Source organism: Sinorhizobium sp. NFACC03, from assembly GCF_900103435.1.
Taxonomy (GTDB): Bacteria; Pseudomonadota; Alphaproteobacteria; order Rhizobiales; family Rhizobiaceae; genus Ensifer.
Map to the genome: position 1 here is coordinate 275,498 of NZ_FMXF01000002.1, position 24,547 is coordinate 300,044.

Below are 24,547 nucleotides of genomic sequence, written 5' to 3' on the forward strand. Positions count from 1 at the left end.
TGACGAGGTTTGAAAAGAACCGGGCCGGACGGCCCGTGATATCAGATGGCGTCGAGGCCGGTTTCGCCCGTGCGAATTCGGATGACTTCTTCCACATTGGAAACGAAAATCTTTCCGTCACCAATGCGGCCGGTTTGCGCGGCATTGCGGATCGCCTCGATGACGGCCTCCGCGTTTTCGTCCGCCAGCACGACTTCGACCTTAACCTTCGGCAGAAAGTCCACCACGTATTCGGCGCCGCGATACAGCTCCGTGTGACCCTTCTGCCGCCCGAAGCCCTTGGCTTCCGTGACGGTGATGCCCTGCAGGCCGACTTCCTGAAGGGCTTCCTTCACTTCGTCGAGCTTGAAGGGCTTAATGATCGCTTCGATCTTTTTCATGAGAAAATGTCTCTCCGCTTCTCCCTTTAAAGCAGGATCATGCCCGCTCGCCCTGAATATGCACGTTGCATGCCAGTTTTTCTGCGAAATTCTGTCAGAACGACAAAAAATCTACTGCCGCGACGCGGATTGCGGGGTTTCCATGCCATTTCCTGGCTGGGATCTGCCTAATTTTTATGATTATCGATCGAAAGTTGCCCGGCATCGGTCGATGCTTTCGGTCATCAACAGGGTGAAGCACGTTATTTGAGCAACAAATATGTGCAAATGCATAATTATGGGGCAAATGGCGCGCTGGGTGTGAGGCCTTGCGTCATGCCGCCGGGCGTGGATAATCTGCGACATGCGCTCCGAACTTCAGCACTTGTTGATCACGCCCTCGGAAATGACGGCGATCGATCAGGCGGCCGCCCAATCCGGCATCGAAAGCTTCACGCTGATGCGCAATGCCGGCCTGGCCGTGACCGCGGCGGCCTTGCGACACTTCCCGGATGCCCTCCGTTTCCTCGTGCTCTGCGGGCCGGGCAACAATGGCGGCGATGGTTATGTCGCGGCATGCGGTCTTGCGGAAAGTGGGGCGGATGTCGCGGTTTTTACACTCGGCAATCCCGCGGCACTTCAAGGCGACGCCGCACGAGCACGGTCGGAATGGAAGGGACCGGTGGCGTCGCTTGACGCAATCGAACTCCGGGCCGGCGATGTCGTCATCGACGCGCTGTTCGGGGCCGGGCTCTCGCGCGATCTCTCGGGGGACGTCGTTCAGCCCATTGAACGGATCAACGCGAGCGGGCTCCCGGTCATCGCGGTCGATCTGCCGAGCGGCATCGATGGGCGGACTGGTGAAGTCCGTGGCGCCGCCTTCGCAGCCCGCCACACGGTAACCTTCATGGCGCCGAAGCCGGGCCACTGGCTTTTGCCCGGTCGATCCCTGTGCGGAACGCTCGACGTGTTCGATATCGGAATCCCGCCGCGCATCGTGCTGGCCGAGGCCGGCCCGCTGCGTCTGAATTCGCCGACGGTCTGGTCCGGCTGGGGTGGAGATCTCGCGCCGTCAACGCACAAGTTCAGGCGTGGTCACCTCGTCGTCTTTTCAGGCGACCGGCAAGCAACGGGGGCCGCGCGCCTGGCGGCCACGGCAGGGCTCGCGGCCGGCGCCGGACTGGTCACGGTGGCAACGGGAAAGGCTGCGCTCGGCATCAATGCGTCGCAATTGACCGCTGTGATGGTCAACGAAGTGGAAGGTAAGCGAGACCTGACGAAATGGCTGCAGGATCGTCGCTTGGGCAGCTTCGTCCTCGGGCCCGGCTTCGGTGTCGGCAAGAAGGCGAGGGACTTTGCGCTTGCTTTGTGCGATCGGTCGCTGGTGCTCGACGCAGACGGGATCACGTCGTTTCAGGCGAACCGCGACGAACTCTTCGCCGCGCTTGCAAGAGGCGGGGGCCAGATGGTCATGACGCCGCACGAGGGCGAGTTCGCCCGCCTCTTTCCTCAAATTGCCGGCGACGGCGCACTCTCCAAGATCGAAAGGGCGCAGAAGGCGGCTCGCGAGAGCCATGCGGTCATCGTCTACAAGGGAGCAGACACGGTGATCGCTGCACCGGACGGTCGGGCCGTGGTCAATAACAATGCCCCAGCATGGCTGGCGACGGCCGGTTCGGGAGACGTTCTCGCCGGCATCATCGGCGCCCATCTTGCTCAAGGGATGCCGGCCTTCGAGGCAGCGGCGGCCGCCGTGTGGCGACATGGCGCGGCCGGCAGCCAAGCGGGGCGGGGGCTCACCGCCGAGACATTGATTGGCGTCATACCGCCAATGGCGTGAGGCCGGAAATGCAACGCCTCGAGCAGCCGGACTTCATGGAAGGGACCGCTCGAGGCGCTTTTGCCTGTTTGCCCGGCTCTTAACCGCGCGTGCCCTTGGCAATCGGCTCCTGGTAGGTGAAGCCCAAATCCCAGGGGAAATAGATCCAGGTGTCCTGGCTGACCTCGGTGACGAAGGTATCGACCAGCGGCCGGCCCTTCGGCTTGGCGTAGACGGCGGCGAAATGTGCTTTCGGCAGCATCGCGCGCACTTCGGCAGCGGTCTTGCCGGTATCGGTCAGGTCATCGACGATCAGCACGCCTTCGCCGCCGTCCTTGATGATCTCAGGTGCGATACCCTTCAGCACCTTCATCTGACCCTGCGTGTCATAGTCATGATAGGAGGCGACGCAGACGGTTTCGATCATCCGGATGTTGAGTTCGCGGGAAATGATGGCGGCCGGCACCAGGCCGCCGCGGGTGATACAGACCATGGCGCGCCATTCCTGGCCGTTGTCGGCGAGGCGCCACGCAAGCGCGCGTGCGTCACGGTGGAACTGGTCCCAGGAGACGGGAAAGGCTTTATCGGGCAGCGACATCAGTGGGCTCCGGCTTGTCTGTACTTGGTAAAGACGAAGCGTCCGGCAGATCGGGCAGGCGGGAACGCGTCATCCTGATTTGCCGACATGCAATAACGGCAATAGCGGTCAAAGTGCAAGGCTCTACTGCGCCGCGCGTCCTTTAAGATGCGCTAAGGGTGCTCTGCGGGGCAATCACGCTTTTGCGCGTGCTTCGGTGATTGCCTGGATCATCGCCTGTACATCGGCTTCGGCCGCAGCCAGCGCCTGCGGATCGCGGGCACGCACGACAATATCGGTCGAGAAGTTCTTGCCGTCGAACTTTGGGTAGGAGCCGATGCTCGTCTCCGGATGGTTCTTCTGCACCTCCGTCAGCGGACTGCCGATATCGCCTTCGCCGAATGGCGAGCGCACCGTGCGCGAGAGGAGAGGCGAACCGACCTGAAGGCCGGGCAGCAAGGCGTCGAGCATGGCCTGAAACACCTGCGGTACACCGGCCATGACATGCACGTTGCCGATCGTGAAGCCCGGCGCGGTGGAGACGGGGTTCGGGATGTGGCGTGCGCCAAGCGGCATGCGCGCCATTCTCTTGCGGGCGTCGGTGAACTCCATACTGCGGCGTTCGTACATGGCGCCGAGCAGGGCCATCGCCTCGGGCTCGTAGACGCACTCGACGCCGAAGGCGCGAGATATGGCATCGGCGGTGATGTCGTCATGGGTGGGGCCGATGCCGCCCGATGTAAAGACGTAATCGTAGCGGCTGCGTACGGCGTTGATCGCTTCGACGATGGCGGCTTCGTCATCGGCGACGATCCGCACTTCGCGCAGATCAATGCCCACCATGGTCATCATGTCGGCGAGATGGCCGATGTTCTTGTCTTTGGTGCGACCCGACAGAAGTTCGTCGCCGATAGCGACCATCGCGGCAGTGACGATTTTTGTGCTCATCGGTAATTCCTATTTATATAAGCCAATCATTTAACAGTGATTGTTTATTGTTCGACGTGCGAGAACAGTCTGTTTCCCGGACGGCTCCTGGCAAGCGGCCGCATTTTGATAAATCTTCCCGGCAGCAGTGATCAAGTGGGATCGCTTGAATCCAAAGGAGCATTTTATGGCCAAGGTTCTTGTTCTCTATTATTCGGCATACGGACACGTCGAAACGATGGCCTATGCGGTGGCCGAAGGCGCGAAATCGGCCGGCGCCGAAGTGGACGTGAAGCGCGTGCCCGAACTTGTGTCGGAAGAAGTCGCCAAGGCCTCGTACTACAAGCTGGACCAGGCAGCGCCAATCGCCACCGTCGAAGAACTTGCGCAGTATGACGCGATCATCTTCGGCGCAGGCACGCGCTACGGCACCGTTGCCTCGCAGATGCGCAACTTCATCGACCAGACGGGCAGCCTGTGGGCCAAGGGCAAGCTGGTCGGCAAGGTCGGCTCGGTCTTCACATCCTCTGCGACGCAGCATGGTGGCCAGGAGTCGACGATCCTCGGCTTTATCCCGACCCTGATGCACCACGGCATGGTCGTCGTCGGTCTTCCCTATGCCTTCCAGGGCCAGATGGGCCTCGACGAGATCAAGGGCGGCTCGCCCTACGGCGCCTCGACGATCACCGGCGGCGACGGTTCGCGCCAGCCCTCCGAGGTTGAACTCGAAGCTGCTCGTTTCCAGGGCGCACATGTCGCCAAGATCGCCGCGAAGCTCGCCGATTGATCGCTCAAGATATTGGATTTCTTGATCAAGGGCGGCTCCGAAAGGGGCCGCTCTTTTGATTCGCGACACGCCGTTTCGGAGTGATTCGCGAAGGTGGCAATTCGCACCGCACCTGTGGTAATATCCGCGGCGTTCGGCATGAACATGCCTTTGACGAGGAGGAAAGAACGGCCGTGCGGCAACGGCCCGCCGAAGACCGAAGCGTTTTCGGACGATTGGGAGGGAAGTATGGCGCGGATCACTTACACCATCGTTCCTCATGACGGAGGATGGGCCTATAAGGCCGCCGAAGCATATTCGGAGCCCTTTCCCAGCCGCGAAATGGCGCTAGCCGCCGCCAAGGCTGCCGCCGCCGAACAACAAGTCGGCGGCGACGACGAAGATATCAGTTTCCAGGATGACGAAGGCCACTGGCACTTCGAGCACACAGACGGCGGCGATAGGCCGGAAGCGACCGTAGAAGACGGCTAGTACGCTTCAAGGCAGCCGGCTCAATCCGAACACAAGCGTGAGTATTGCGTGCACACCATCTCTCCCACGGAGGATATTCGATGCACTATAACGTTCAGATCTTCACCTGGACCCCGCGGCAGGGAGTCCACCAGGTCGGATCGGCAATCGAGGTGGACGCCCCCAATTCGAAGGCGGCAGCGGTCTCCCTTCTCGGCCTCAGGCTGGAAAACCAGGGATGCGCAACGAAGCTCGCCGTCCGGGTATGGCACGACGATGCTTACCGGGCCGAATGCGATTGCTACTACTACAACAGCTGAGCGGTCGCGCTCTCTGAAGCAACCTCTCGCTTCTCAGCGAGCGGCTACACGTGCGCGGAATAATCATTGAAAGCCGGATGTCTGGTGCGGGCGGCGGGGATCGAACCCGCACAGCCAAGGCCGAGAGATTTTAAGTCTCTTGCGTCTACCAGTTTCGCCACGCCCGCTCTGCCCCCTAGATCAAACACTCAAGGGGAACAGTCAAGTGCATCAGACTGGTGAAAGGTGGATTGCCACTCAGGCGTTCTGTTGCTTAGGCTTCAGAAAGTAGAAGACGACAGCTGCGATGAGCGCGGCGATGCCGCAGAGGATGAACATTTCGGAATAGGGGCGGCCCGAATTGAACGCGTAGATGGCAGGAGCCACGAACGGACGAAAGCACGCTGAGAGCGGAGACCTTGCGCAGCAGCCACCCGATCAGCGTGCCGAGCAGTAGCATTGAAATTGTTGCACCGAATATTTGAGCCATTGTCTCTCCGCTGACGAAATCGCGATGGTATATCGCGCTGATTCGGGGTGCGGTGAATAGGGGGTACAACCGCGGATTTCGTTGGACGCGCTAGCGCGGATGCGGTCGCGATAGCCTCCGACGCCTCGCTAGCAGCCTTTTGGTGGTGTGGCCGCAGGAGGACAATTCGCCCGCGTGCCTAGAGCGGCAAGCGTTCCAGGATCGGCGGCAATCCGCCGAGATCGTCGATCTCGCGAAATCTCGGATGGTTCTCCGGCTTGTCGTGATGCTCGAATGCCCAAGTCAGTGCATGTGGGACGTAAACACCCCAGCTTCCCGCATCAAGGGCTGGAACGATGTCGGATTTCAGAGAGTTGCCGACCATCAGGCTTTTCAGCGGCCCGTCGCCATGGCGCTTGAAGAGACGTTCGTAGGTGCTTGCATTCTTGTCGCTGACGATCTCGACGGCGTCGAAATAATCGCCAAGGCCGGAGGCAGCGAGCTTGCGTTCCTGGTCGAAGAGATCGCCTTTCGTGATCATGACAAGGCGGAAGGTGCCGTGTAGGGCACTGAGTGTTTCTTGGACATGGGGCAGGGGTTCGACCGGATGGACAAGCATGTCGCGGCCGGTCGCCAGGATTTCGGCGATGACGGATGAGGGGACTTTCCCATCCGTCACGTCCACCGCGGTCTCGACCATCGACAGAACGAAGCCTTTGATGCCGAAACCGTAGAGACCGAGATTGCGTTTTTCCGCGGCAAGCAGCCGTTCGGACAGATGCTCGGTGTCGGTGTGGGGGGTCAGAAGTTCGGCGAAGCGCGCCTCGGTCAGGCGAAAGAACTGTTCGTTCTGCCAAAGCGTATCGTCGGCATCGAAACCAACAGTCGTTATTGCATGGGGCATGATCTTACGGTCCGGCAATCTTGAAGGGCTGGTCGACGCTGGCGGTCTTGCCGCTGTTGACGTCATTGAAATGGAAACGCAGCACGTAGTCGCCGGCCGGCGCGCCGGAAACATCGATGGTCAGCGTCGAGTAGATTTCCTGGTTCCTGAGGTAACCGGTGAAGGTGAAGTCGCCGAAGGCCTTCTGGCCGGCGAGCGCGTCACCCTTCGGATTGAGGATATCGAAGTCGACGGTGAAATGGCTCTCGAGCTTGCCCTTCTCTGCCGCATCCTTCCAGGAAAGTCCGATCGGCTCGATGTAGGAGATCAGCGACTCTCCCTCCTTGAAGACAGAGCCGTCTCGCGGCTGGTACATCGCATAACCAGTCGGCTGCTTGGAGACGAAGATCGCCTTGCCGATCGCGAAGGGCAGCGTTTGCGAAAAGTCGCTCATCGCCTTGAGAAGCAGGTCTCGCGCCTTTGCCGCATCGCCCGAAGCGGCAAGTTTCTCCGCCTGCGCCGCCGCATCGGTGAGCGGACCGGCGAGGGCGATGGAGTTTCCGGATAGTGTCGTGGCGGCGCTCAGCGTCGCCAGAAGAAGCATATGTTTCACCATGACGTTCCCCCATCGCCGGATGACACCGACTTTCGGTATCTGCCGCATCAAGTCAAGACGATAGGGCTGGCCGGCCAATGGTCAATGCTTCCAGAACACCGGCGTTAGGATCACGAGCACGGTCAGCACTTCCAGACGGCCGAGAAGCATCATCAGCGACAGCAGATAGAGCTCGGAATCGCCGAGCGTCGAGAAGTTGCCGGCCGGCCCGATGATGGGGCCAAGTCCGGGGCCGACATTCGAAAGGCAGGTGATGACTGCCGAGGTCGCAGTGACCAGGTCGTAGCCGAGCGCACCCATGGCGAGGCTACCGAAGACCCAGAGCAGGATATAGGTGATGAAGAACAGGAAGATGGCCCGCTGCGTGTCGGCATCGACGGTGCTGTTGCCGTAGCGCACGGCGTAGATCGCATTGGGATAGACGAGCTTGTTGAGCCCCGAGCGGATCGCGTTGAAGAGCACGATGAACCGATAGGCCTTGATGCCGCCTGCCGTCGATCCGGAACAACCGCCCATGAAGGTCGCGATGAAGGCGGCCATGACGACGAAGGGCCCCCAGAGGCTGTAGTCTTGGCTGGCATAGCCGCTGGTCGAGAGGATCGAGGTGATGTTGAAGAAGGAATGCGCCAGCGCCAGGTGAAATTCGACGCCATTCGCCAGGCGGTGATAGACCGCCACTGCGACCGAAAAGGCAGAGAGATAGCCGAGAAAGACGATGATCTGCGGATCGCGCAGCGCGTCAAGCCGGCCGCGCGCCACCAGCACGATCAGGATCGAGAACGGCAGGCTGCAAAGCGCCATGAAGAAGGTCGCCGTCCAGAGCAGTGGAATACTGCCGAAATAGGCGAAGGATGCATCATGGGTGGAAAAGCCGCCGGTCGCCACCGTCGACATCGCGTGGTTGATGGCGTCGAAGCGGTTCATACCGGTCAGGAAGTAGCCGATGGTGCAGAGGAGCGTGATGACGACATAGACGATCAGGAACGCGCGGCTGAAGCTGGCGAGGCGTGCAAACGGCTTGTCGCTGGTATCGGAGGATTCCATCTTGAAGAAGGACATGCCGCCGACCCTGAGATAGGGGATGATGAAGAGGCCGAGCACGACGATGCCGATGCCGCCGAGCCAGCAGAGCAGCGAGCGCCAGACGAGCAGGCCGGGCGGCGCGTCGTCGAGCCCGACGATGACGGTGCCGCCGGTCGTGGTGATTGCCGATACGGACTCAAACAGCGCCTGGGCAAAATCAAGATTGAGCGACGACAGCCAGAGCGGGATCGCGCCAACCACCGAAAACACGGCCCACAGCAGGTTGACGAGGACGAAGCCGAACTTCTTGGAGAAGGGCGGCGGCCCCATGCGGGTCGCCATGAAGGTCGCAAGCGAAAACCCGCCGACCATGAAGGCCGAAGCGACGAAGATCTGCCAATCGGGATGGCCGTAGTAGAGATCGACCATCGCCGGCACCAGCATCGCGCATGCGAGATAGATGCCGAGGATTGCCGCGATGTGCATAGCATGCCGGATCAGAGTTGCGTTCAAGCGTTCAATTTCCCGGAAAGCGTTGCGGACGTCCCAGCCGTTGGGGATGCGGTTGCATTGTTCACGGCGGTCCGATTCGAGTCAAAGCGATGGCTTCGGGCGTTGCAATATGCAATAGCCACAGATGAACGCACTAAGGACGCTCTAGCATTTTGATTCTAGAGCATTTGTCCGCCTCAAGTGATTCCACTTGAGAGCGGGATGCTCTAGCCAACTCAACGGAAGACCGCACGCGATGAAGCAGGATGTTGAAGCCGCAACCGAAGCCTTGCGGGAGATCTTCCCGCCGACGCCGCTGCAGCTCAACGAGCACTTGAGCGCGCGCTACGGCGCCAACATCTACCTCAAGCGCGAAGACCTGTCGCCCGTCCGTTCCTACAAGATCCGCGGCGCCTTCAACTTCTTCCGCAAGGCGCTGGGCGCCGACGCATCCGGCAAGACCTTCGTCTGCGCCTCGGCCGGTAACCACGCCCAGGGCTTTGCCTTTGTCTGCCGTCACTTCGGCGTGCCGGGCGTCGTTTTCATGCCGGTGACGACGCCGCAGCAGAAGATCGACAAGACCCGCATGTTTGGCGGTGAGTTCATCACCATCCGCCTGGTCGGCGATATCTTCGACCAGTGCTACAAGGCGGCGCGCGATCATGTCGAAGCGATCGGCGGCGTCATGGTGCCGCCCTTCGATCATGCCGATATCATCGAAGGCCAGGCAAGCGTTGCCGCCGAAATTTCCTGGCAGCTGCCTGACGGTGTCACGCCCGATCTCGTTGTCCTGCCCGTTGGCGGCGGCGGCCTTGCTGCCGGCGTGACGGGATATTTCAAGGACGTGGTTGCAGCGGATCATTTCATCTTTTGCGAACCCGCCGGTGCACCCAGCCTGCGCGAGAGCCTCGAAACCGGCAGCGTCGTGACCCTCGACCAGGTCGACAACTTCGTCGACGGTGCCGCAGTCGGACGGATCGGCGATCTCAATTTTGCAGCGCTCCGTCGCTTTTCCGCCGATCAGGTGATGCTTTTGGCCGAGAATGCGATCTGCCTGACGATCGTCGAGATGCTGAATGTCGAAGGTGTGGTGCTGGAACCGGCAGGCGCCCTTTCGGTTGCGGCCCTGGAAGTACTCGGCCCCGAGAAACTGGCGGGCAAGACGGTGGTTGCCGTCGTTTCCGGGGGTAATTTCGATTTCGATCGCCTGCCCGATGTCAAGGAGCGCGCGATGCGCCATGCCGGGCTCAAGAAGTACTTCATTCTGCGCATGGCGCAACGGCCCGGCGCGCTTCGCGACTTCCTCAATCTGCTCGGCGACGAGGACGACATCTCGCGCTTCGAATACCTGAAGAAATCGGCGCGCAACTTCGGCTCCATTCTGATCGGCATCGAGACCAAACACGCCGAGAACTTCCCGGTGTTGAAGGCTCGCTTCGACGCCGCGGGGCTTCGCTACCAGGACATCACCGAGAACGAAATCCTCTCCAATCTCATCATTTAATCGGCATCAGGGAGCTGCGGTTGATTATCGGCACTTAGGCTTTGACAGTGTCGGCCGCGGCGTCTAAGTCTTGGGCATGGCATCGTTTTTCTCGAAATTGTTCGGCCGTTCGGGCTCCTCTGAAAACCAGACGCAGGCTGCGCCTGGAAAGACTGAGGCCTATGCCGAATGCACCATCCGCGCGACGCCGATGCGCGAAGGCTCGCAGTTTCGTCTGGCTGGCAGCATCGAGAAGGCCTCGGCGGATGGCGGCACCAAGACCCGCAGCTTCATCCGCGCCGATCTCTTCACCTCGGAGCAGGACGCGATCGATGCCGCTCTGCGCAAGGGACGCCAGATCATCGACCAGACCGGCCCGTCGCTGTTTTCCGACGACGCCCAGTCGCGTCAGGTTTGATCAGTCGCCGCCGTGCGGCGTATCAAGTTTTCTCAGGTAGTTAGCGCACATTCTTAATGTCTCGCGCTAATTTTCATCGGCCTGTGTATGGATCGCCGGACCAGCTAGATCTTCATCGTCCGCTCAAAATGATGGGCCGCCTCGAGACGGGCGGCCCGACCCTGGTTCGCCTGAAGCTCAGAGCTTGATCCGGAAGCGGGCAAAGCCTTCGGCGGCGTCACCGGCATCCTCGATGGTCACACCCTTCACTTGCGCCAGGAACTGCCGGGCCTTCGGGCCACTGTCGAAGGTGACGGTCGTATTGGCGAGCGGCACGAAGGTCCAGTTGGCGTCGGCAGATGGATTGATCGTGCCCTGATCGATGATGTAGCGCACCACGACGTCGCGGTTGGTGTCGGGGGCGACGAATACCACTTTGTCGGCGGCGATGTCGGGGAAATTGCCGCCGCCCCCCGCCCGGTAGTTGTTGGTCGCGACCACGAATTTCTGCTCTGCATCAATCGGTTGCCCGTTGAACTGCAGGTTCTTGATACGGTTCGACGACGCATTGATCGTGTTGCCGTCCTTGTCGAACTTCGGCGGCACGGAAAGGTCGATCTGATAGGTGACGCCGTCGATGACGTCGAAATTATAGGACGGGAAACCGCCGTTGATCAGCGGCGCGTCCGAGGCGCCAGGTTTGACTTCGTTGAAGATGCCGGCAGACATTTCCAGCCAGTTGCGCACCTGGTCGCCGGTTATGACGACGGCCTGCACCGTATTCGGATAGAGATAGAGGTCGGCGACGTTCTTGATCGCGATGTCGCCGGCGGGGACGTCGGTGTAGTAGTCCGCGCCGCCACGGCCGCCGGCCTTGAAGGGGGCCGCTGCCGACAGCACCGGCAGGTCGCGGTACTCGGTCTCCTTCAACATGTCCTTGATGTACCAGGTCTGCGCCTGGCTGACGATCTGCACGGACGGGTCGTCGGCGACCAGGGCGAAGTAGGAATAGAGCGGCGCACTGGTCTTGCCGACAGGCGTGCGCACATAGGCGAGTGTTGCCTCGTGGTCCTTCTTCGCGGCGGCCAGCACCTCCGGCTTGTCGGCGACCTCGGCGATCACCTTCTTCTCTTCGCGACGGTAGATCGGCCGCGCCTCGCTGGTTGAACTGACGACACGCCAGGCGCCACCCTCCCGTTCGATCAGCAGGTCGATCAGGCCGAGATGCGAGCCCCAGAAGCCACCCATGACGCCGGGCTTGCCGGAGATCAGGCCCTTCGTGTTATCGACCCCCGCGATGCCGTCGAACTTCGGCCCGGGGAAATCCAGGTGGCTATGGCCGGTCACGATCGCATCGATGCCTGCGACCGCCGCAAGCGGCACCGAAGCGTTCTCCAGGTTCTCGGCATAGCCCTGCTGGCCGATGCCCGAATGCGAGAGAGCGACGACGATATCAGCACCTTCCTCGCGCATCTGCGGCACCCAGGCTTCGGCGGCCTTGACGATGTCTCGGGCATTGGCCTTGCCTTCGAGGTTCTTGGCGTCCCAGGTCATGATCTGCGGCGGAACGAAGCCGATGAGCCCGATGCGGACCTGATGTTCCGCGCCGGAGCCGTCTTTCACTTTGCGGTCGAGAATGACGTAGGGCTTGAGAAACAGCTCATCCTGACGCCCGTTGGCGGCAAGCGTACCCTTCGTCAGGTTGGCGCAGACGAGCGGGAAGTTCGCGCCGTTCAGGACCTTGAACATGAAGTCCAGGCCATAGTTGAATTCGTGGTTGCCAAGCGTGCCGCAATCATAGCCGAGCACGTTCATGGCGGCGATGACAGGGTGGATATCGCCGTCCTTCATGCCGCGCTGATAGGCAATGTAGTCGCCCAGCGGGTTGCCCTGGAGGAAGTCGCCATTGTCGACCAGGATGGAGTTTGTCGCTTCGGCGCGGATGGCGTCGATGATCGAGGCGGTGCGCGCAAGGCCGACCGTATCGTTGGGCTTGTCGCCGTAATAGTCGTAGGGAAAGACGTGAACGTGCAGGTCCGTCGTTTCCATGATTCTGAGATGCGCCTGGTTGCCCGCGGCGCGGGCAGAGAAGGGGTGCAGCATGACAAGCGCCGAAGAAGCCGCGGCCCCCGCGAGAAGCGAACGGCGCGTAAGGTGGAGCGGGGATGTCATCGATGGCATGCGGTCCTCCATTTATCAAGGATCCCGGTTTTTCCGAGACGAGTGCAATCCGGAGTTTTGTTCGCAGATGCGCGAACCACGGTGGGTTGGCGGCGACTATGCCGGAAAGGCGACATTTCCGAAAGCGGCAGATTTTCGCATTCCGGCGGCTGACAGCCGCGGGTTCCGCTAAAGTTTTCTTCAAACTTCCTGTTTAACCGTGCTTCGGGAAACGGAACTTTTTCAAGCACATGCCAAACGCCAACCTTCTTCTCTTCGTCGGCGAGGCGCTGGTCTACGTTACGGCGATGATCGGGCTGCTGCATCTTCGCGCCCGTTTGGGGCTTGGCGTCTTCGTCGCCGCACTCGGCGTCATGCACTTCATCGAGACCTATCTCGCCGCAGTCTTCTATGTGCAATTGCCGTTCGGCGTGATCTCGCCAGGCTCTGCTGTGCTTTTCTCCGGCAAGTTGATGATGATCCTGCTGCTCTATGTGAAGGAAGACGCGGCAACTGTTCGCCAGCCGATCTACGGGCTGCTCGCCGGCAACTTCCTGACGGTGGCACTGAGCCTTCTGTTGCGCCAGCACGACACCGTAGCGATCGTGGCGGAGCGGTCCGCCGACCTCGCCTTCATCGATGAGATGGGCTGGCTGATGGTCTGGGGCACGACCATCCTCTATTTCGATTCGCTGATGATCATTCTGCTTTACGAGCGGCTGGGCCGGTGGTTGCGTCGCTTCGTGACGCTCCGATTTCTCATCTGCGGCGTTGTCGTGCTGACATTCGATCAGGCTGCTTTCTATGCGGCACTTCGCTGGTGGAACGGTGCACCCTTCGAGGTCTTCTGGGGTGGTTGGATGGCGAAGATGCTGGCAGCACCCTTCTATGCGATCGCGATCGGACTTTATCTCAATGCCTCGCGCCATCCGTTCCTGGCGATGTCGGACCGGCCGCTTGGCGATATCTTCAATGCATTGACGTTCCGCGAACGCTACGAGGACCTGCTGTCACGGTCCGGTCAGGATACGCTGACGGGTTCGCTCGATCGCAGCCGGTTCGAGATCGAAGCGCCGGCAATGCTGCGCGCGGCGAGTGCCGACAATGCGGCCGTCACCTTGATGATCATCGACGTCGACCATTTCAAGGGCGTCAACGACCGCTTCGGCCACCAGGAGGGCGACCGCGTCCTGCAGCGGCTGGTCGAGACGGTGAAGTCGAAGTTGCGTCCGGTCGACCGACTGTTTCGATATGGTGGCGAGGAGTTCGTGATCCTTTGCCCGGCAATGGCTCATGGTGATGCTTTGCGGCGCGCGGACGAGATTCGCGTTGCCGTGTCGGATCGCGTCTCGACCCCGGACGGACGGTCGGTGACCGCAAGCATCGGTCTATCGTCGACGCCGGACGACGGGGCGGCGATCGAGAGCCTGTTGTCGGAGGCAGATCTTCGGCTCTACGCCGCCAAGGGACGGGGCCGCGACTGCGTCGTCGGCCGTTAGGCTGCATTCATTCCTTCAAATGCCGACATTCGGCCGGTCGATCACTTCCCGCAGCGAGAAGCTGGAATTGATCTTGACCACATGGGGCAGCGCCGAGAGCCAGTCGCGGTGGATGCGCTCGTAGTCCTGAAGGTCCTTGGCGGCGACCCTCAGGATGTAGTCGTACTCGCCTGACATCAGATAGCAGACCAGTACGTTCGGACAGAGCTTCACAGCCGCTTCGAACTCGGCGAGCGTCTTGGCGAACTGGCCCGACAGCGAAATATGGACGATCACCATGATCTGGTAGTCGAGCGCCTTATGGGCGATGCGGGCATGATAGCCGGCGATCGTTCCTGATTTTTCCAGGATATCGACTCGTCGCGAACAGGCGGACGGAGAGAGCCCGACCTTCGCCGCGAGGTCGGCATTCGAGATGCGGCCGTTCTGCTGGAGAATACGCAGAATCGCATGATCGATGGCATCGAGTTCGCTCATTCGTGTTTTCCCTCAATCATGCGTCACTTCACGCAATATTCTTCGAAATCAATGCGCCCCGGGTTTCGTCTTTGCAAGGACATTCGATTCACGGCGTGTTTTGGTGAATGCCTCGTCAAAAGTGGCGAAAAGCCCATAACAGGAGAGGAACGCGAGGATGCGTGTCGGTTGCCCGAAGGAAATCAAAAACCATGAATATAGAGTCGGCCTGACGCCCGGCTCGGTGCGTGAATATGTTGCCCATGGCCACGAGGTGATCGTGGAAACCAAGGCCGGGGCAGGGATCGGCGCGGATGACGATTCTTACCGTGCCGCTGGCGCGAAGATTGTCGCGACGGCAAAGGAAGTGTTCGAAAAATCGGACATGATCGTCAAGGTCAAGGAGCCACAGCCCTCCGAATGGGTGCAGCTCCGCGAAGGCCAGATTCTCTACACCTATCTGCATCTTGCGCCCGATCCGGAACAGACCAAGGGTCTGCTCAATTCGGGCGTCACGGCGATCGCCTATGAAACCGTCACGGACGATCGCGGCGGTCTGCCGCTGCTTGCGCCGATGTCCGAGGTTGCCGGACGCCTGGCCATCCAGGCGGGCGCGACGTCGCTGCAGAAGGCCAATGGCGGCCGCGGTATCCTGCTCGGCGGTGTGCCGGGTGTGCTGCCGGCTAAGGTGACCGTCATCGGCGGTGGCGTCGTCGGCCTGCATGCGGCGCGCATGGCTGCCGGGCTTGGCGCCGACGTCTCCATTATCGATCGCTCGATCCCGCGCCTGCGCCAACTCGACGATCTCTTCGCCGGCCGCGTGCACACACGCTACTCGACCATCGACGCACTGGAAGAGGAAGTCTTCTCCGCCGATTTGGTAATTGGGGCAGTGCTCATCCCGGGGGCTGCAGCGCCGAAGCTCGTGACCCGCGAAATGCTGACCGGCATGAAGAAGGGGGCCGTCATCGTTGACGTCGCGATCGACCAGGGCGGCTGCTTCGAGACGTCCCACGCGACGACGCATTCCGACCCGACCTACGAGGTCGATGGCATCGTGCACTATTGCGTGGCGAACATGCCGGGCGCCGTGCCGGTGACCTCTGCGCATGCGCTCAACAACGCCACGCTGCACTACGGCCTGCAGCTCGCGGATAAGGGCCTGAAGGCGATCGCCGAGGACCGGCATCTGCGTGCCGGTCTGAACGTTCATCGCGGACGCGTCACCAACGCGCCGGTGGCCGAAGCGCTCGGTTATGATGCCTTTGCACCCGAGGCGGTGCTGAGCGTCGCCTGACGGAAAGATGCTTTCGGCCCGGCAGCAATGCCGGGCCGAATTTGGTGGTCAGGTCAGCTCGATCCGGCACTGGTAACAATTGTTCTTGGCCGAACGCACATGCACGGAGGAAACGTCCGGTCGGGCCAGCAGTTCTTCCGCTCGCGCCTGCAACTGCTCCGTCGGAACGACACCGCCGGTCCCGTAGACGATCCGTTCGCTCTCGCCATAACCGCGCAGCAGATAGCTGACACTCGAAGCCAAGATCGGCGGAAGCGTATCGCCATCATGCGCCGGACATTCCTCGGCATGCATGAACACAGGGCCGGTCTCCGCATAGGGCTGCAACGTCGAAAACGGCCGCAGAGCGAAGATCAGATAGGGCTCGCCGGCTCCGACATTGCGCAGGCAGTGCCGGCAGGGCACGCCGTCACCATCGGAAATCTCTCGCTCCGGCCGGTTGCCATAGGCATCCGGCCCGCCCTCGCGGATCCGCCGCGCTTCGTCGTCGGACATCGGAATGTAGCGCAACGTCATGGCGCATCTCCTTGATCGGTTCGATTGTTCGATCAGGAGATTGCACCGGTCGCGATCGTTTCGACACCCGGAACTTGCCGGGCGAGATGCGTCAGAGATTTTTCGCCAGGGTCAGCAGTTCGTCGTCGGTCAGAGGTTCCACCGTGGTCTCACGGGTGGCGACCGGCGAGAAGCCGAATTGCTGGTAAAGCTGCAGTGCGCGGGGGTGATCCAGATTGTTGGTCGTTACCGTCAGCTTGCTCGGGTTCAGCGCCCAGGCGGCAAACAGCGTCTGGAGCAGGAACCACTTGCCGAGGCCAAGGCCGAGCGCATGTTCCATCAGCCCGAAATGGACAAGCTCGACGACGTCATCCTCGCCCTGGTGCAGCTCGAAGAAACCGGCCGGCGCGCCGTTCACATAGAGCACCGTGACACTCGTGCGCTTGTCGCCGAGCACGGCAGCGAGTTCCTCGTCGTTCATCCGCAGCCGCTCGGTCCAGTGCCAGCGGCGGCCGACACGCAGGTACAGGAATCGATAGTAGCTGAGCGGAATGTCGGAGACGCGCAGGATGGCGGTCTGGATATTGACGGGCATCGGCAGGCTTTGCTTCGGCGGCGCCGTCATCTCGAGTTCGGTTACATGCGCTGTGAGGGAGGCGAGCTTTGGCGAGCGCATGATATCACTCTCGACCGGTTACGATCGTCGTGTCTGCGCGGCCACCCCACTCCGACCAGGAACCGTCATAGAGCGTGTTGTCCGTGTGGCCGAGCGATTGCAGCGCCAGCGTGATGATGGCGGCGGTGACACCGGAGCCGCAGGTCGTAACGACAGGTTTGGAAAGATCGACGCCGGCGTCGGCGAAGGTTTGGCGAAGCGTCGCGAGATCCTTGAACGTTCCGTTTTCCGTGAAAGTGCCGGAGGGAAGGCTGTACGCCCCGGGCATATGGCCAGAGCGCATGCCGGCACGCGGCTCCGGCTCCTCGCCATAGAAGCGTCCGGCACCGCGGGCATCGGCGATCTGGATCGAGCCATCGGCAACGATTTCCGTCATCCGTGCGAAGGAGGTCACGGCCGCCGGATTGAAATTGACGTTGAACGTGACCGGCTTCGGTGAGGGGACCGCGGTGCTGACGGGGCGCCCCTCCGTGTTCCAGCCGTCCATGCCGCCGTCGAGCACGTAGACGTTCCTGGCGCCCATGATGCGCAGCATCCACCACACGCGTGGAGCGGTCATGATGCCGGGACCGTCGTAGACGACGATCGTGTCCTTTTCGCTGACGCCCAGCGCACCAACCGCCGAGGCAAAGGCTTCCGGCGAGGGCAGGGTGTGAGGCAGGCCACTCGTGTGGTCGGCAATAACGTCCTGATCGAAGAAGACGGCACCGGGAATGTGCCCGGCATCGTATTCCGCCTTCGGGTTGCGGTTCTGGGCCGGCAGGTACCAGGCGGCATCGAGGATCCGTATCGAGGGATCGCCGAGGCGCTCCTGCAGCCAATCAGCCGATACGACAAAGGCGCTTTTGTTGTTGGTCACGGTCGCAACTCCCTACTCAAACTGATGCGCGATCTTCGGGCATGCCGAAGCGGATACGGAACCGACGGTTCTCCTTACCCTTTTTCTCGATCTTGGCGATGTGGATGGCGCCCACTTCCTGCGTTTCCGACACATGGGTACCGCCGCAGGGTTGGCTGTCGATCGCCGAGTTTTCGCCGATACAGACAAGGCTGACGCGCCCAAGGCCAACAGGCGGACGCACATTCTTCGATTTGACGACGCCGGGATTGGCGGCGAGTTCCTCGTCGGTGATCCACTGGACGTAGACAGGATGGTTTTCTTCGACGAGCTTCATCAGCGCCGTGGTGACGTCGTCCCTGTCGATCGTCTCGCTCATGTCGAAATCGACACGGCTCTCGTCTTCGCCGACCGAGGCTCCGGTGATCGGGAAGGGGCAGACGACCGAGAGCAGATGGCAGGCGGTGTGCATGCGCATCAGGCGATAGCGGCGGGGCCAGTCGATATGCAGAACGAGTTTCTCGCCAACAGCCGGTACCGACTGCCCTTCGGCCGGCACATGGACGATGATATCCTTGGTTTCGCCGTGACGGGCGACCGCGATGTCGATCCGGCTGCCGTCGGCCCGCTCCAGAAAGCCGGTGTCGCCGGGCTGGCCACCGGAGGTTGCATAGAAGCAGGTTTGATCCAGTTCGATCCCGCCATCTTCCAGAATTCCGGTGACGCTTGCTTCGCAGGTCGAGAGGTAGAAATCGTCTCGGAAAAGGGCGGTCACGGTCCTGGTCATCGCATTCCTATCCAACTGATTCGTATGGCACCGCAATGTGAGAAGACGTCTTCAACCAGGTCGGCACCGGCAGCCCCTTGGAGGTGAGGAAATCCGGATTGAAGAGCTTCGACTGATAGCGGTTACCATAGTCGCAGAGGATCGTCACGATCGTATGTCCTGGACCGAGCTCCCTGGCGAGACGAACGGCACCGGCGATGTTGATGCCCGTCGAACCGCCGACGCAGATGCCTTCGCGCTCGATCAGGTCGAAGACATAGGGAACCGCTTCCGAATCGGGAATCTGGTAGGAGAAATCCGGCGTGAAGCCCTCGAGATTGGCGGTGATGCGGCCTTGGCCGATGCCCTCGGTGATCGAGCTGCCCTCGGACTTCAGTTCGCCGTTGGCATAGAAGTTGTAGAGTGCCGCCCCTTGTGGATCCGCAAGGCCGATCTTGATCGCCGGGTTCTTCGCCTTCAGCCCCTGTGCAACGCCGGCGAGCGTGCCGCCGGAGCCGACGGCGCAGATGAAGCCATCGACCTTGCCGTCCGTGTCGCGCCAAATCTCCGGCGCCGTGGTTTCCACATGCGCGTCACGGTTGGCGACGTTGTCGAACTGGTTGGCCCAGATGGCGCCGTTCGGCTCGGTCTTCGCCAGTTGCTCGGCGAGCCGGCCGGAGATCTTCACGTAGTTGTTGGGGTTCTTGTAGGGAACGGCCGGCACTTCGACGAGCTCGGCGCCAAGCAGCCGCAAGGCGTCCTTCTTTTCCTGGCTCTGGGTTTCCGGAATGACGATGACGGTGCGATAGCCAAGTGCCTGGCCGACCAGCGCCAGCCCGATGCCGGTGTTGCCGGCCGTGCCTTCGACGATGACCCCGCCCGGGCGCAACTGTCCGCTCCGTTCCGCTTGCCGGATGATCCAGAGTGCGGCGCGGTCTTTCACCGATTGCCCCGGATTGAGGAACTCGGCCTTGCCGAGGATGTCGCAGCCCGTGGCCTCCGACACGGCCTTCAGCCGAATCAAGGGTGTGTTGCCGATCGCTTCGAGGACGGACGGTAGGATGGCCATTTTCAGAACCTCGTGTTTGAGGACAGGCGCCGGGGCAGGGCGACACGTACCAGGGAAATACGAACGGCGGCTGACGAAAATCAACAACGATCCCGGACGCCGAAATGTTGGCGTGTTTTCGGCTCAGCCTGCACTTCAGGCAAGAAATAGCGTTTCGCCGCCGCTCTGTCCCGAACAAAAATCGTCTCCAAGGCATGTGGGGCTCAGCGGCAAGGAGCGTTGCCGCGATGAAGGGCCGGGCAAGTCTTTTTCGCCCACAAGGAGATGCGTGCGTGTTTCCCGGCGCGTGCCGAGGAGTGAGTGATGAGTATTCAGTCTGCGAAATCCGAACATAAACTGGCTTGGGTTACCGGCGCGAGCGCGGGTATCGGGCGGGCGCTGGCGCTCAAGTTGGTGCGCGAAGGCTATTCGGTGGTCGTCACCGCCAGAAGTCACGAGAAGCTGGTGGACCTGCAGCATGAGGCGGCGGGTGACGGAAGGATCACGGTTCTCGACGGCGACGTCACCGACCCAAAGGACATGGAGCGCGTGTTGGCTGCGATCGAGTACGATCATGGCCACCTGTCATTGGTGATCCTCAATGCCGGAGTGGCCGTCCCGGTGCGAGGCGATGATCTCCATCGCGAAGCCTTCGAGAAGAGTTTCGCAGTCAATCTCAATGGGGTGGTCAACTGCCTGCTGCCGGCCGTTGCGCATATGAAGGCGCAGGGCTTCGGCCACATCGCCATCGTGTCTTCCGTTGCCGGCTATGGCGGGTTGCCCACCAGCGCCGCCTACGGCGCCTCCAAGGCTGCGTTGATCAATATGGCCGAAAGCCTCAAGTTTGATCTCGATCGGATCGGCATCCGCCTGCAGATCATCTGCCCCGGCTTTGTCGATACGCCCGGCACCGCACGAATCCGCTTTCCGCGCCCGGCTCTCGTCACCTCCGAACAGGCGGCGGATCGCATCATCGCGGGTTTGAAGTCCCGACGCTTCGAAATCACCTTCCCGCGGCACTTCACCTATGCGGTGAAGCTCATGCGTCTGCTCCCCTATAGTCTCTATTTCGCTCTTATCAGGCGGCTGACGGGTGTCGTGACCGAGGCAAGAGAAGCGAAGAAGCACGCCGGCTCCGGCGAGCATCGGCGTCAGGCCGTGTGAAGCACCAGCACGGCGCCGAAGATGAGGCCAAGCCCGACCCAGCCGATCGGCTTCAGTTTCTGTCCGAAGAGCAGCCGTCCGCAGATGGCCGTTCCGAAGATGCCGGTCGCGCCAAGCACGGCATAGGCGATAGCGAGTTCCATGCCCTTGATGGCCTCGGCAAGCAGCGCGAAGGCGGCAAGCACCAGCAGGATGGAGAGGGCGCCCCAGCCGCGTCGGGCAAACCCTTCCGATTTCGTCGAGGCGAGGTTGGCGGCGACATCGAGGATGCCTGCCATCACGGCCAAGGCGAAGTAGATGCTAGGCGCGCTCATTGGCTGCTCCTTCCACCGCGGCTTCGGCTTCGTCATGGCGTTCGCCGGCATTGACGAGCAATATGCCGACGATCGCCATCGAAAGCCCCAGCATTTCGCGTCCGGTCAACATATGGCCGAAGACGAAGACGGAAACCAGCGTGATGATCGCGACGCCTGAACCTTCCCATATCGCATAGGCGACACCGACGGAGATCGTCTTCACGGCCTTGGCCAGGAAGACGTAGGAAAGCGCGATCGAGACATACATGACGATGTGGCCGAGATAAGAGCCGCTCGAAGAGGCGGCCTTCATCACCGTCAGGCCCACCACTTCGGTCGCGATGGCGAGCGCGAGGAAAAACCATGCAAGGCGCATGCGGAACCTTCAAAAGAGAATTGGAACGACCGCCTCTTAAGCGCAACGCGTGACGCGGTAAAGACGCGCGATGCGCATCCCTATTCGAAGACGATTTGCCGGACATCGATGTTGCGGGCGCGAAAGCCGGCTTCGCAGTAGTAGAAATAGAACTCCCACAGCCGCTTGAAGCGCAGGTCGAAGCCGAGCGGCTCGATCCTGTTCCAGACCGACCAGAAGCGCTCGCGCCATTCGCCGAGTGTCCGGGCGTAATCGATGCCGAAGCCGAAATCGTTGATCATGCGCAGGCCGACATGGCGGCCAAGGTCGATGAGATGTTCGCGCGTCGGCAGCATTCCGCCCGGGAAAACGTATTTCTGGATGAAGTCCGGATTGGCGCGGTATTCCTCATAGGCTTCGGGCTTGATGGTGATGATCTGCAGGCCGGCCTTGCCGCCGGGCTTCAGGCATCGCTTGAGCTGTGAGAAATAGGTCGCCCAGAACTTTTCGCCGACCGCCTCGAACATTTCGATCGAGACGATGCGGTCATAGGTGCCTTTTTCCTCGCGGTAGTCCTGGAATTTCAGTTCGACGCGGTCGGCAAGGCCAGCCCGGTGGATGCGTTCGCGGGCGAAGGCCAACTGCTCGCGGCTGATCGTCAACCCGGTCACCTTGCAGCCGATCTCGCTCGCCGCGAATTCCGCAAAGCCTCCCCAGCCGCAGCCGATCTCCAGCACGTGGTCGCCGGCGCGCAGGTTGATGGCTTCCGCCAGTGCGCGATATTTGGCCGCCTGCGCGGAGCGAAGGTCGTTGGCACCGGTGGCGTAGAGTGCGGACGAATAGGTCATGCTCGGATCCAGCCATTCGCTGTAGAAGGCGTTGCCGAGGTCGTAGTGAGCGGAGATGTTGCGGCGTGCGCCGGACTTCGTATTGGCATTCCGCCAATGCAGGAACTTTTCGACAAGGTGAAGCAGGCCGCGCGCCCGGTTCGGGAAGTGCTTGCCGATCTCGGCATTGACGAGGAAGAGCTCGAGAAAAGCGCCGACATCGGGACTGTCCCAGTCGCCGTCGATATAGCTTTCGGCAGCCCCGATCGTGCCGCCTGTCACGGCGCGTTGCGGCAGGTTCCAGTTGTTCAAGGTGAGAATCGCGCTTGGGCCCGCTCTCTTGCCCCTCATCACCAGTTTGCGGCCATCCGGCACCGTGAGCATCAATGTCCCGGCCTGAAGACGCACGAGCGCGCTGAGCACCATGCGTGCCTTCAATGGGAAATCCCGCAGGACCATCGAGAGATTCTCGGCGGAAAGCTCCTGTGCGCCGTTGAACGCGGCGAGACTTGCTTCCAGCTCACGCATACACCACCCCCTCAGCTGTTGCATCCGTAAGGTGAGCCTAGCGGCAATCGCCCGAGACGCCAACCATGGATTTCTACCGGGTGCGCGTATCCGTTACGGTTCTCTTGGCGGGCTTGTGATCTCGCGGAACGCTGCAAGCGCCCGATCCCGCGCAAGGGCGTGGTCGACGATCGGTTTTGGATAGGTTGTGCCGAGTTCGATGCCGGCGCCCGAAAGCACGGCAGCCGGAGCCGCAAAGGGGCGATGGATGTAGCGTGGCTCAAGCCGATCGAGTTCCGGTATGAATCGCTTCACATAGGCTCCATCCGGGTCGAATTTTTCGCCTTGGAGAACAGGATTGAAAATCCGGAAGAACGGCGCAGCATCCGCGCCCGATCCCGCGACCCATTGCCAGCTTGCGGCGTTGTTGGCCGGATCCGCATCCACGAGGGTGTCGCGAAACCATTGTTTGCCTTTCCGCCAGTCGATCAGCAGGTCCTTGATGAGGAACGAGGCGGCGATCATCCGCACGCGATTGTGCATGTAGCCATGCCGCCAGAGCTGGCGCATGCCGGCGTCGACGATCGGGAAACCGGTCAAACCCTTGGTCCAGCGGGAAAAATCTCCTTCGTGGTCCAGCCAGCGGAAACGATCGAACCGGCGATCGAGATTGCGATGCGGGAGTTCGGGATAGTGAAACAACAGGTGGTAGGAGAATTCGCGCCACGCGATTTCCTTGCGAAAGGTGGCAATGCCTTCACCGCCATCGCTTTCGATTCTCTGCGTCGCGTGCCAGATCTGCGCCGGCGAGATTTCTCCAAAGGCGAGGTGAGGCGAGAGCAGGGATGTGCCGTCAGCCGCTGGACGGTCCCGGCGCACTTTGTAGTCTGCAAGCTTTTCGTCGATAAATTCGTCGAGGCGAGTGCTCGCGCCTTTTTCCCCTGGCGTCCATATTTCACTGAACGTCGCTGCCCAGTTCGGTTTCGTTGGCAGAAGCGACCACGCGTCAAGCTGTTCTGAAGGGGGCCAGCTTTCCGGCGTCGCGATCTTTTTCGGCTCGTCGATCGGCGGAGCCGGCTCAACCTTCGATTCGAGCGCGCGCCAGAAAGGCGTGAACAGGCGATAGGGCCTACCGGTCGTCGTCAGCAAGCGCATGGGCTCGTGCAGCAATTGCCCGGCAAAGCTCTCGGCCGCGATGCCCTGAGCCGCGAGTGCTTTCTTCAGGGCCGTATCGGTGGCGATGCCGCACGGGTCGTAGCGACGATTCCAATGGACGCTCTTCGCTCCCGATAGGCGCGCTATCTCGCTGAGGACGTCCAGTGGGTCGCCGGAGCGGAGAATGAGTCGCGAGCCGATCCGGCCCAGTCGAGCCCCCAAAGCTTCCAGCGAATGGTGCAGCCACCATTGCTGCGCCGGGCCCAGCGGACCGTTGCCGCTTTCGTCCGGCTCCCGGATATAGAGTGGAATGACGGCAGCCTCAATGGCCGCAGCCGCAAGGGCCCTGTTGTCGCCAAGGCGCAGGTCCTTGCGGAACCAGACGATGATGGGCGCCGCCTTTGTCATAGGTGCCGTCTAGGACTGG

At 61.3% G+C, this 24,547-nt stretch carries 26 protein-coding genes and 1 tRNA gene; 9 read left to right on the plus strand and 18 right to left on the minus strand.

Features of this window, described 5'->3' with window-relative positions:
* Positions 1-41 precede the first annotated feature (41 nt).
* On the minus strand, positions 42-380 hold the full coding sequence (locus tag BLU35_RS06705) for a P-II family nitrogen regulator (protein ID WP_003528058.1): 339 nt from the start codon (positions 378-380) through the stop codon (positions 42-44).
* 343 nt (positions 381-723) lie between these two features.
* Between BLU35_RS06705 and BLU35_RS06710 the strand changes: the two genes are divergently transcribed.
* Positions 724-2,199: a bifunctional ADP-dependent NAD(P)H-hydrate dehydratase/NAD(P)H-hydrate epimerase gene (locus tag BLU35_RS06710; protein ID WP_058328188.1), complete on the plus strand. Its 1,476-nt coding sequence runs from the start codon at positions 724-726 to the stop codon at positions 2,197-2,199.
* 79 nt (positions 2,200-2,278) lie between these two features.
* On the opposite strand, the gene gpt is transcribed toward BLU35_RS06710, so the two are convergent.
* Together gpt and BLU35_RS06720 are read right to left on the minus strand one after the other, a co-directional pair.
* Complete coding sequence (gene gpt, locus BLU35_RS06715; protein ID WP_058328189.1) at positions 2,279-2,776, minus strand: xanthine phosphoribosyltransferase; 498 nt, start codon at positions 2,774-2,776, stop codon at positions 2,279-2,281.
* A 174-nt stretch (positions 2,777-2,950) separates the two neighbouring features.
* The gene (locus BLU35_RS06720; protein ID WP_058328190.1) at positions 2,951-3,703 is read right to left on the minus strand and encodes a competence/damage-inducible protein A; all 753 of its coding nucleotides are present in this window, start codon (positions 3,701-3,703) and stop codon (positions 2,951-2,953) included.
* A gap of 166 nt (positions 3,704-3,869) precedes the next feature.
* On the opposite strand from BLU35_RS06720, the gene wrbA reads away from it, so the two are divergent.
* The 3 genes from wrbA (at position 3,870) to BLU35_RS06735 (ending at position 5,239) form a co-directional block, all read left to right on the plus strand.
* Positions 3,870-4,469 (plus strand): NAD(P)H:quinone oxidoreductase, encoded by a 600-nt coding sequence (wrbA, locus tag BLU35_RS06725; RefSeq protein WP_057255954.1) that lies wholly within the window; start codon positions 3,870-3,872, stop codon positions 4,467-4,469.
* Positions 4,470-4,697: 228 nt separating this feature from the next.
* On the plus strand, positions 4,698-4,940 hold the full coding sequence (locus BLU35_RS06730) for a DUF2188 domain-containing protein (protein WP_057255956.1): 243 nt from the start codon (positions 4,698-4,700) through the stop codon (positions 4,938-4,940).
* Positions 4,941-5,020: 80 nt separating this feature from the next.
* On the plus strand, positions 5,021-5,239 hold the full coding sequence (locus BLU35_RS06735; protein WP_057255959.1) for a hypothetical protein: 219 nt from the start codon (positions 5,021-5,023) through the stop codon (positions 5,237-5,239).
* Positions 5,240-5,321: 82 nt separating this feature from the next.
* Here the strand turns inward: BLU35_RS06735 and BLU35_RS06740 are convergent.
* The 4 genes from BLU35_RS06740 to BLU35_RS06755 all read right to left on the minus strand — a co-directional run bounded on the left by BLU35_RS06740 (position 5,322) and on the right by BLU35_RS06755 (position 8,722).
* Positions 5,322-5,406 (minus strand) — tRNA-Leu (locus BLU35_RS06740).
* 480 nt (positions 5,407-5,886) lie between these two features.
* Positions 5,887-6,591: an HAD family hydrolase gene (locus BLU35_RS06745; protein WP_058328300.1), complete on the minus strand. Its 705-nt coding sequence runs from the start codon at positions 6,589-6,591 to the stop codon at positions 5,887-5,889.
* 4 nt (positions 6,592-6,595) lie between these two features.
* The gene (locus tag BLU35_RS06750) at positions 6,596-7,186 is read right to left on the minus strand and encodes a hypothetical protein (RefSeq protein ID WP_093232485.1); all 591 of its coding nucleotides are present in this window, start codon (positions 7,184-7,186) and stop codon (positions 6,596-6,598) included.
* An 81-nt stretch (positions 7,187-7,267) separates the two neighbouring features.
* Complete coding sequence (locus BLU35_RS06755; protein WP_093232460.1) at positions 7,268-8,722, minus strand: TrkH family potassium uptake protein; 1,455 nt, start codon at positions 8,720-8,722, stop codon at positions 7,268-7,270.
* Positions 8,723-8,957: 235 nt separating this feature from the next.
* On the opposite strand from BLU35_RS06755, the gene ilvA reads away from it, so the two are divergent.
* Both ilvA and BLU35_RS06765 read left to right on the plus strand, forming a co-directional pair.
* Positions 8,958-10,205 (plus strand): threonine ammonia-lyase, encoded by a 1,248-nt coding sequence (gene ilvA, locus BLU35_RS06760; protein WP_093232461.1) that lies wholly within the window; start codon positions 8,958-8,960, stop codon positions 10,203-10,205.
* A 76-nt stretch (positions 10,206-10,281) separates the two neighbouring features.
* Positions 10,282-10,602, plus strand: coding sequence for an HlyU family transcriptional regulator (locus tag BLU35_RS06765; RefSeq protein WP_058322476.1), 321 nt, complete (start codon positions 10,282-10,284; stop codon positions 10,600-10,602).
* 177 nt (positions 10,603-10,779) lie between these two features.
* Here the strand turns inward: BLU35_RS06765 and BLU35_RS06770 are convergent, their stop codons facing one another.
* Positions 10,780-12,753, minus strand: a complete 1,974-nt coding sequence (locus tag BLU35_RS06770; protein WP_093232486.1) for a bifunctional 2',3'-cyclic-nucleotide 2'-phosphodiesterase/3'-nucleotidase — start codon at positions 12,751-12,753, stop codon at positions 10,780-10,782.
* A gap of 239 nt (positions 12,754-12,992) precedes the next feature.
* Here BLU35_RS06770 and BLU35_RS06775 point away from each other — a divergent pair, with 239 nt between their 5' ends.
* The gene (locus BLU35_RS06775; protein ID WP_058322477.1) at positions 12,993-14,240 is read left to right on the plus strand and encodes a GGDEF domain-containing protein; all 1,248 of its coding nucleotides are present in this window, start codon (positions 12,993-12,995) and stop codon (positions 14,238-14,240) included.
* Positions 14,241-14,255: 15 nt separating this feature from the next.
* Here BLU35_RS06775 and BLU35_RS06780 read toward each other — a convergent pair whose 3' ends face one another.
* A complete protein-coding gene (locus BLU35_RS06780; RefSeq protein WP_057255972.1) occupies positions 14,256-14,717 on the minus strand; it encodes an Lrp/AsnC family transcriptional regulator in 462 nt (153 codons plus the stop codon).
* A 157-nt stretch (positions 14,718-14,874) separates the two neighbouring features.
* On the opposite strand from BLU35_RS06780, the gene ald reads away from it, so the two are divergent.
* Positions 14,875-15,993, plus strand: a complete 1,119-nt coding sequence (ald, locus tag BLU35_RS06785) for an alanine dehydrogenase (RefSeq protein WP_093232462.1) — start codon at positions 14,875-14,877, stop codon at positions 15,991-15,993.
* Positions 15,994-16,041: 48 nt separating this feature from the next.
* Here ald and BLU35_RS06790 read toward each other — a convergent pair whose 3' ends face one another.
* The 5 genes from BLU35_RS06790 to BLU35_RS06805 all read right to left on the minus strand — a co-directional run bounded on the left by BLU35_RS06790 (position 16,042) and on the right by BLU35_RS06805 (position 19,837).
* Positions 16,042-16,509 (minus strand): DUF1203 domain-containing protein, encoded by a 468-nt coding sequence (locus BLU35_RS06790; protein ID WP_093232463.1) that lies wholly within the window; start codon positions 16,507-16,509, stop codon positions 16,042-16,044.
* Between the two features lie 91 nt (positions 16,510-16,600).
* Positions 16,601-17,164, minus strand: coding sequence for a GNAT family N-acetyltransferase (locus tag BLU35_RS36035; RefSeq protein WP_058322480.1), 564 nt, complete (start codon positions 17,162-17,164; stop codon positions 16,601-16,603).
* A gap of 4 nt (positions 17,165-17,168) precedes the next feature.
* Entirely contained in the window at positions 17,169-18,023 is an 855-nt protein-coding gene (gene sseA / locus BLU35_RS36040; protein WP_286161447.1) for a 3-mercaptopyruvate sulfurtransferase, read from the minus strand.
* Between the two features lie 16 nt (positions 18,024-18,039).
* Positions 18,040-18,789, minus strand: a complete 750-nt coding sequence (locus BLU35_RS06800) for an alanyl-tRNA editing protein (RefSeq protein ID WP_093232464.1) — start codon at positions 18,787-18,789, stop codon at positions 18,040-18,042.
* Between the two features lie 7 nt (positions 18,790-18,796).
* Positions 18,797-19,837: a cysteine synthase A gene (locus BLU35_RS06805; protein ID WP_093232465.1), complete on the minus strand. Its 1,041-nt coding sequence runs from the start codon at positions 19,835-19,837 to the stop codon at positions 18,797-18,799.
* A gap of 303 nt (positions 19,838-20,140) precedes the next feature.
* Here BLU35_RS06805 and BLU35_RS06810 point away from each other — a divergent pair, with 303 nt between their 5' ends.
* Positions 20,141-20,980, plus strand: coding sequence for an SDR family NAD(P)-dependent oxidoreductase (locus BLU35_RS06810; protein WP_058322484.1), 840 nt, complete (start codon positions 20,141-20,143; stop codon positions 20,978-20,980).
* Here the strand turns inward: BLU35_RS06810 and BLU35_RS06815 are convergent.
* The 4 genes from BLU35_RS06815 to BLU35_RS06830 all read right to left on the minus strand — a co-directional run bounded on the left by BLU35_RS06815 (position 20,968) and on the right by BLU35_RS06830 (position 24,528).
* On the minus strand, positions 20,968-21,294 hold the full coding sequence (locus BLU35_RS06815) for an SMR family transporter (protein WP_057255992.1): 327 nt from the start codon (positions 21,292-21,294) through the stop codon (positions 20,968-20,970). The two genes, BLU35_RS06810 and BLU35_RS06815, sit on opposite strands and share 13 nt — an antisense overlap.
* Positions 21,281-21,652 (minus strand): SMR family transporter, encoded by a 372-nt coding sequence (locus tag BLU35_RS06820; protein WP_093232467.1) that lies wholly within the window; start codon positions 21,650-21,652, stop codon positions 21,281-21,283. Before BLU35_RS06820 ends, BLU35_RS06815 begins: the two co-directional genes overlap by 14 nt.
* 80 nt (positions 21,653-21,732) lie before the next feature.
* Positions 21,733-22,986: an SAM-dependent methyltransferase gene (locus BLU35_RS06825; protein WP_093232468.1), complete on the minus strand. Its 1,254-nt coding sequence runs from the start codon at positions 22,984-22,986 to the stop codon at positions 21,733-21,735.
* A gap of 93 nt (positions 22,987-23,079) precedes the next feature.
* Positions 23,080-24,528 carry a cryptochrome/photolyase family protein gene (locus BLU35_RS06830; protein ID WP_093232469.1) on the minus strand — a complete coding sequence of 483 codons (1,449 nt, stop codon included), beginning with the start codon at positions 24,526-24,528 and terminating at the stop codon, positions 23,080-23,082.
* Between the last annotated feature and the right edge of the window lie 19 nt (positions 24,529-24,547).

Coding starts and splice junctions, on each gene's coding strand:
- BLU35_RS06705 (WP_003528058.1), bottom strand. CDS start 380: ATGAAAAAGATCGAAGCGATCATTAAGCCCTTCAAGCTCGACGAAGTG.
- BLU35_RS06800 (WP_093232464.1), bottom strand. CDS start 18,789: ATGACCAGGACCGTGACCGCCCTTTTCCGAGACGATTTCTACCTCTCG.
- BLU35_RS06775 (WP_058322477.1), top strand. CDS start 12,993: ATGCCAAACGCCAACCTTCTTCTCTTCGTCGGCGAGGCGCTGGTCTAC.
- BLU35_RS06765 (WP_058322476.1), top strand. CDS start 10,282: ATGGCATCGTTTTTCTCGAAATTGTTCGGCCGTTCGGGCTCCTCTGAA.
- BLU35_RS06770 (WP_093232486.1), bottom strand. CDS start 12,753: ATGACATCCCCGCTCCACCTTACGCGCCGTTCGCTTCTCGCGGGGGCC.
- BLU35_RS06825 (WP_093232468.1), bottom strand. CDS start 22,986: ATGCGTGAGCTGGAAGCAAGTCTCGCCGCGTTCAACGGCGCACAGGAG.
- BLU35_RS06820 (WP_093232467.1), bottom strand. CDS start 21,652: ATGCGCCTTGCATGGTTTTTCCTCGCGCTCGCCATCGCGACCGAAGTG.
- BLU35_RS06830 (WP_093232469.1), bottom strand. CDS start 24,528: ATGACAAAGGCGGCGCCCATCATCGTCTGGTTCCGCAAGGACCTGCGC.
- BLU35_RS06815 (WP_057255992.1), bottom strand. CDS start 21,294: ATGAGCGCGCCTAGCATCTACTTCGCCTTGGCCGTGATGGCAGGCATC.
- BLU35_RS06750 (WP_093232485.1), bottom strand. CDS start 7,186: ATGGTGAAACATATGCTTCTTCTGGCGACGCTGAGCGCCGCCACGACA.
- BLU35_RS06810 (WP_058322484.1), top strand. CDS start 20,141: ATGAGTATTCAGTCTGCGAAATCCGAACATAAACTGGCTTGGGTTACC.
- wrbA (WP_057255954.1), top strand. CDS start 3,870: ATGGCCAAGGTTCTTGTTCTCTATTATTCGGCATACGGACACGTCGAA.
- BLU35_RS06720 (WP_058328190.1), bottom strand. CDS start 3,703: ATGAGCACAAAAATCGTCACTGCCGCGATGGTCGCTATCGGCGACGAA.
- BLU35_RS06710 (WP_058328188.1), top strand. CDS start 724: ATGCGCTCCGAACTTCAGCACTTGTTGATCACGCCCTCGGAAATGACG.
- BLU35_RS36035 (WP_058322480.1), bottom strand. CDS start 17,164: ATGCGCTCGCCAAAGCTCGCCTCCCTCACAGCGCATGTAACCGAACTC.
- gpt (WP_058328189.1), bottom strand. CDS start 2,776: ATGTCGCTGCCCGATAAAGCCTTTCCCGTCTCCTGGGACCAGTTCCAC.
- BLU35_RS06780 (WP_057255972.1), bottom strand. CDS start 14,717: ATGAGCGAACTCGATGCCATCGATCATGCGATTCTGCGTATTCTCCAG.
- BLU35_RS06745 (WP_058328300.1), bottom strand. CDS start 6,591: ATGCCCCATGCAATAACGACTGTTGGTTTCGATGCCGACGATACGCTT.
- BLU35_RS06790 (WP_093232463.1), bottom strand. CDS start 16,509: ATGACGTTGCGCTACATTCCGATGTCCGACGACGAAGCGCGGCGGATC.
- ald (WP_093232462.1), top strand. CDS start 14,875: ATGCGTGTCGGTTGCCCGAAGGAAATCAAAAACCATGAATATAGAGTC.
- ilvA (WP_093232461.1), top strand. CDS start 8,958: ATGAAGCAGGATGTTGAAGCCGCAACCGAAGCCTTGCGGGAGATCTTC.
- BLU35_RS06805 (WP_093232465.1), bottom strand. CDS start 19,837: ATGGCCATCCTACCGTCCGTCCTCGAAGCGATCGGCAACACACCCTTG.
- BLU35_RS06735 (WP_057255959.1), top strand. CDS start 5,021: ATGCACTATAACGTTCAGATCTTCACCTGGACCCCGCGGCAGGGAGTC.
- BLU35_RS06730 (WP_057255956.1), top strand. CDS start 4,698: ATGGCGCGGATCACTTACACCATCGTTCCTCATGACGGAGGATGGGCC.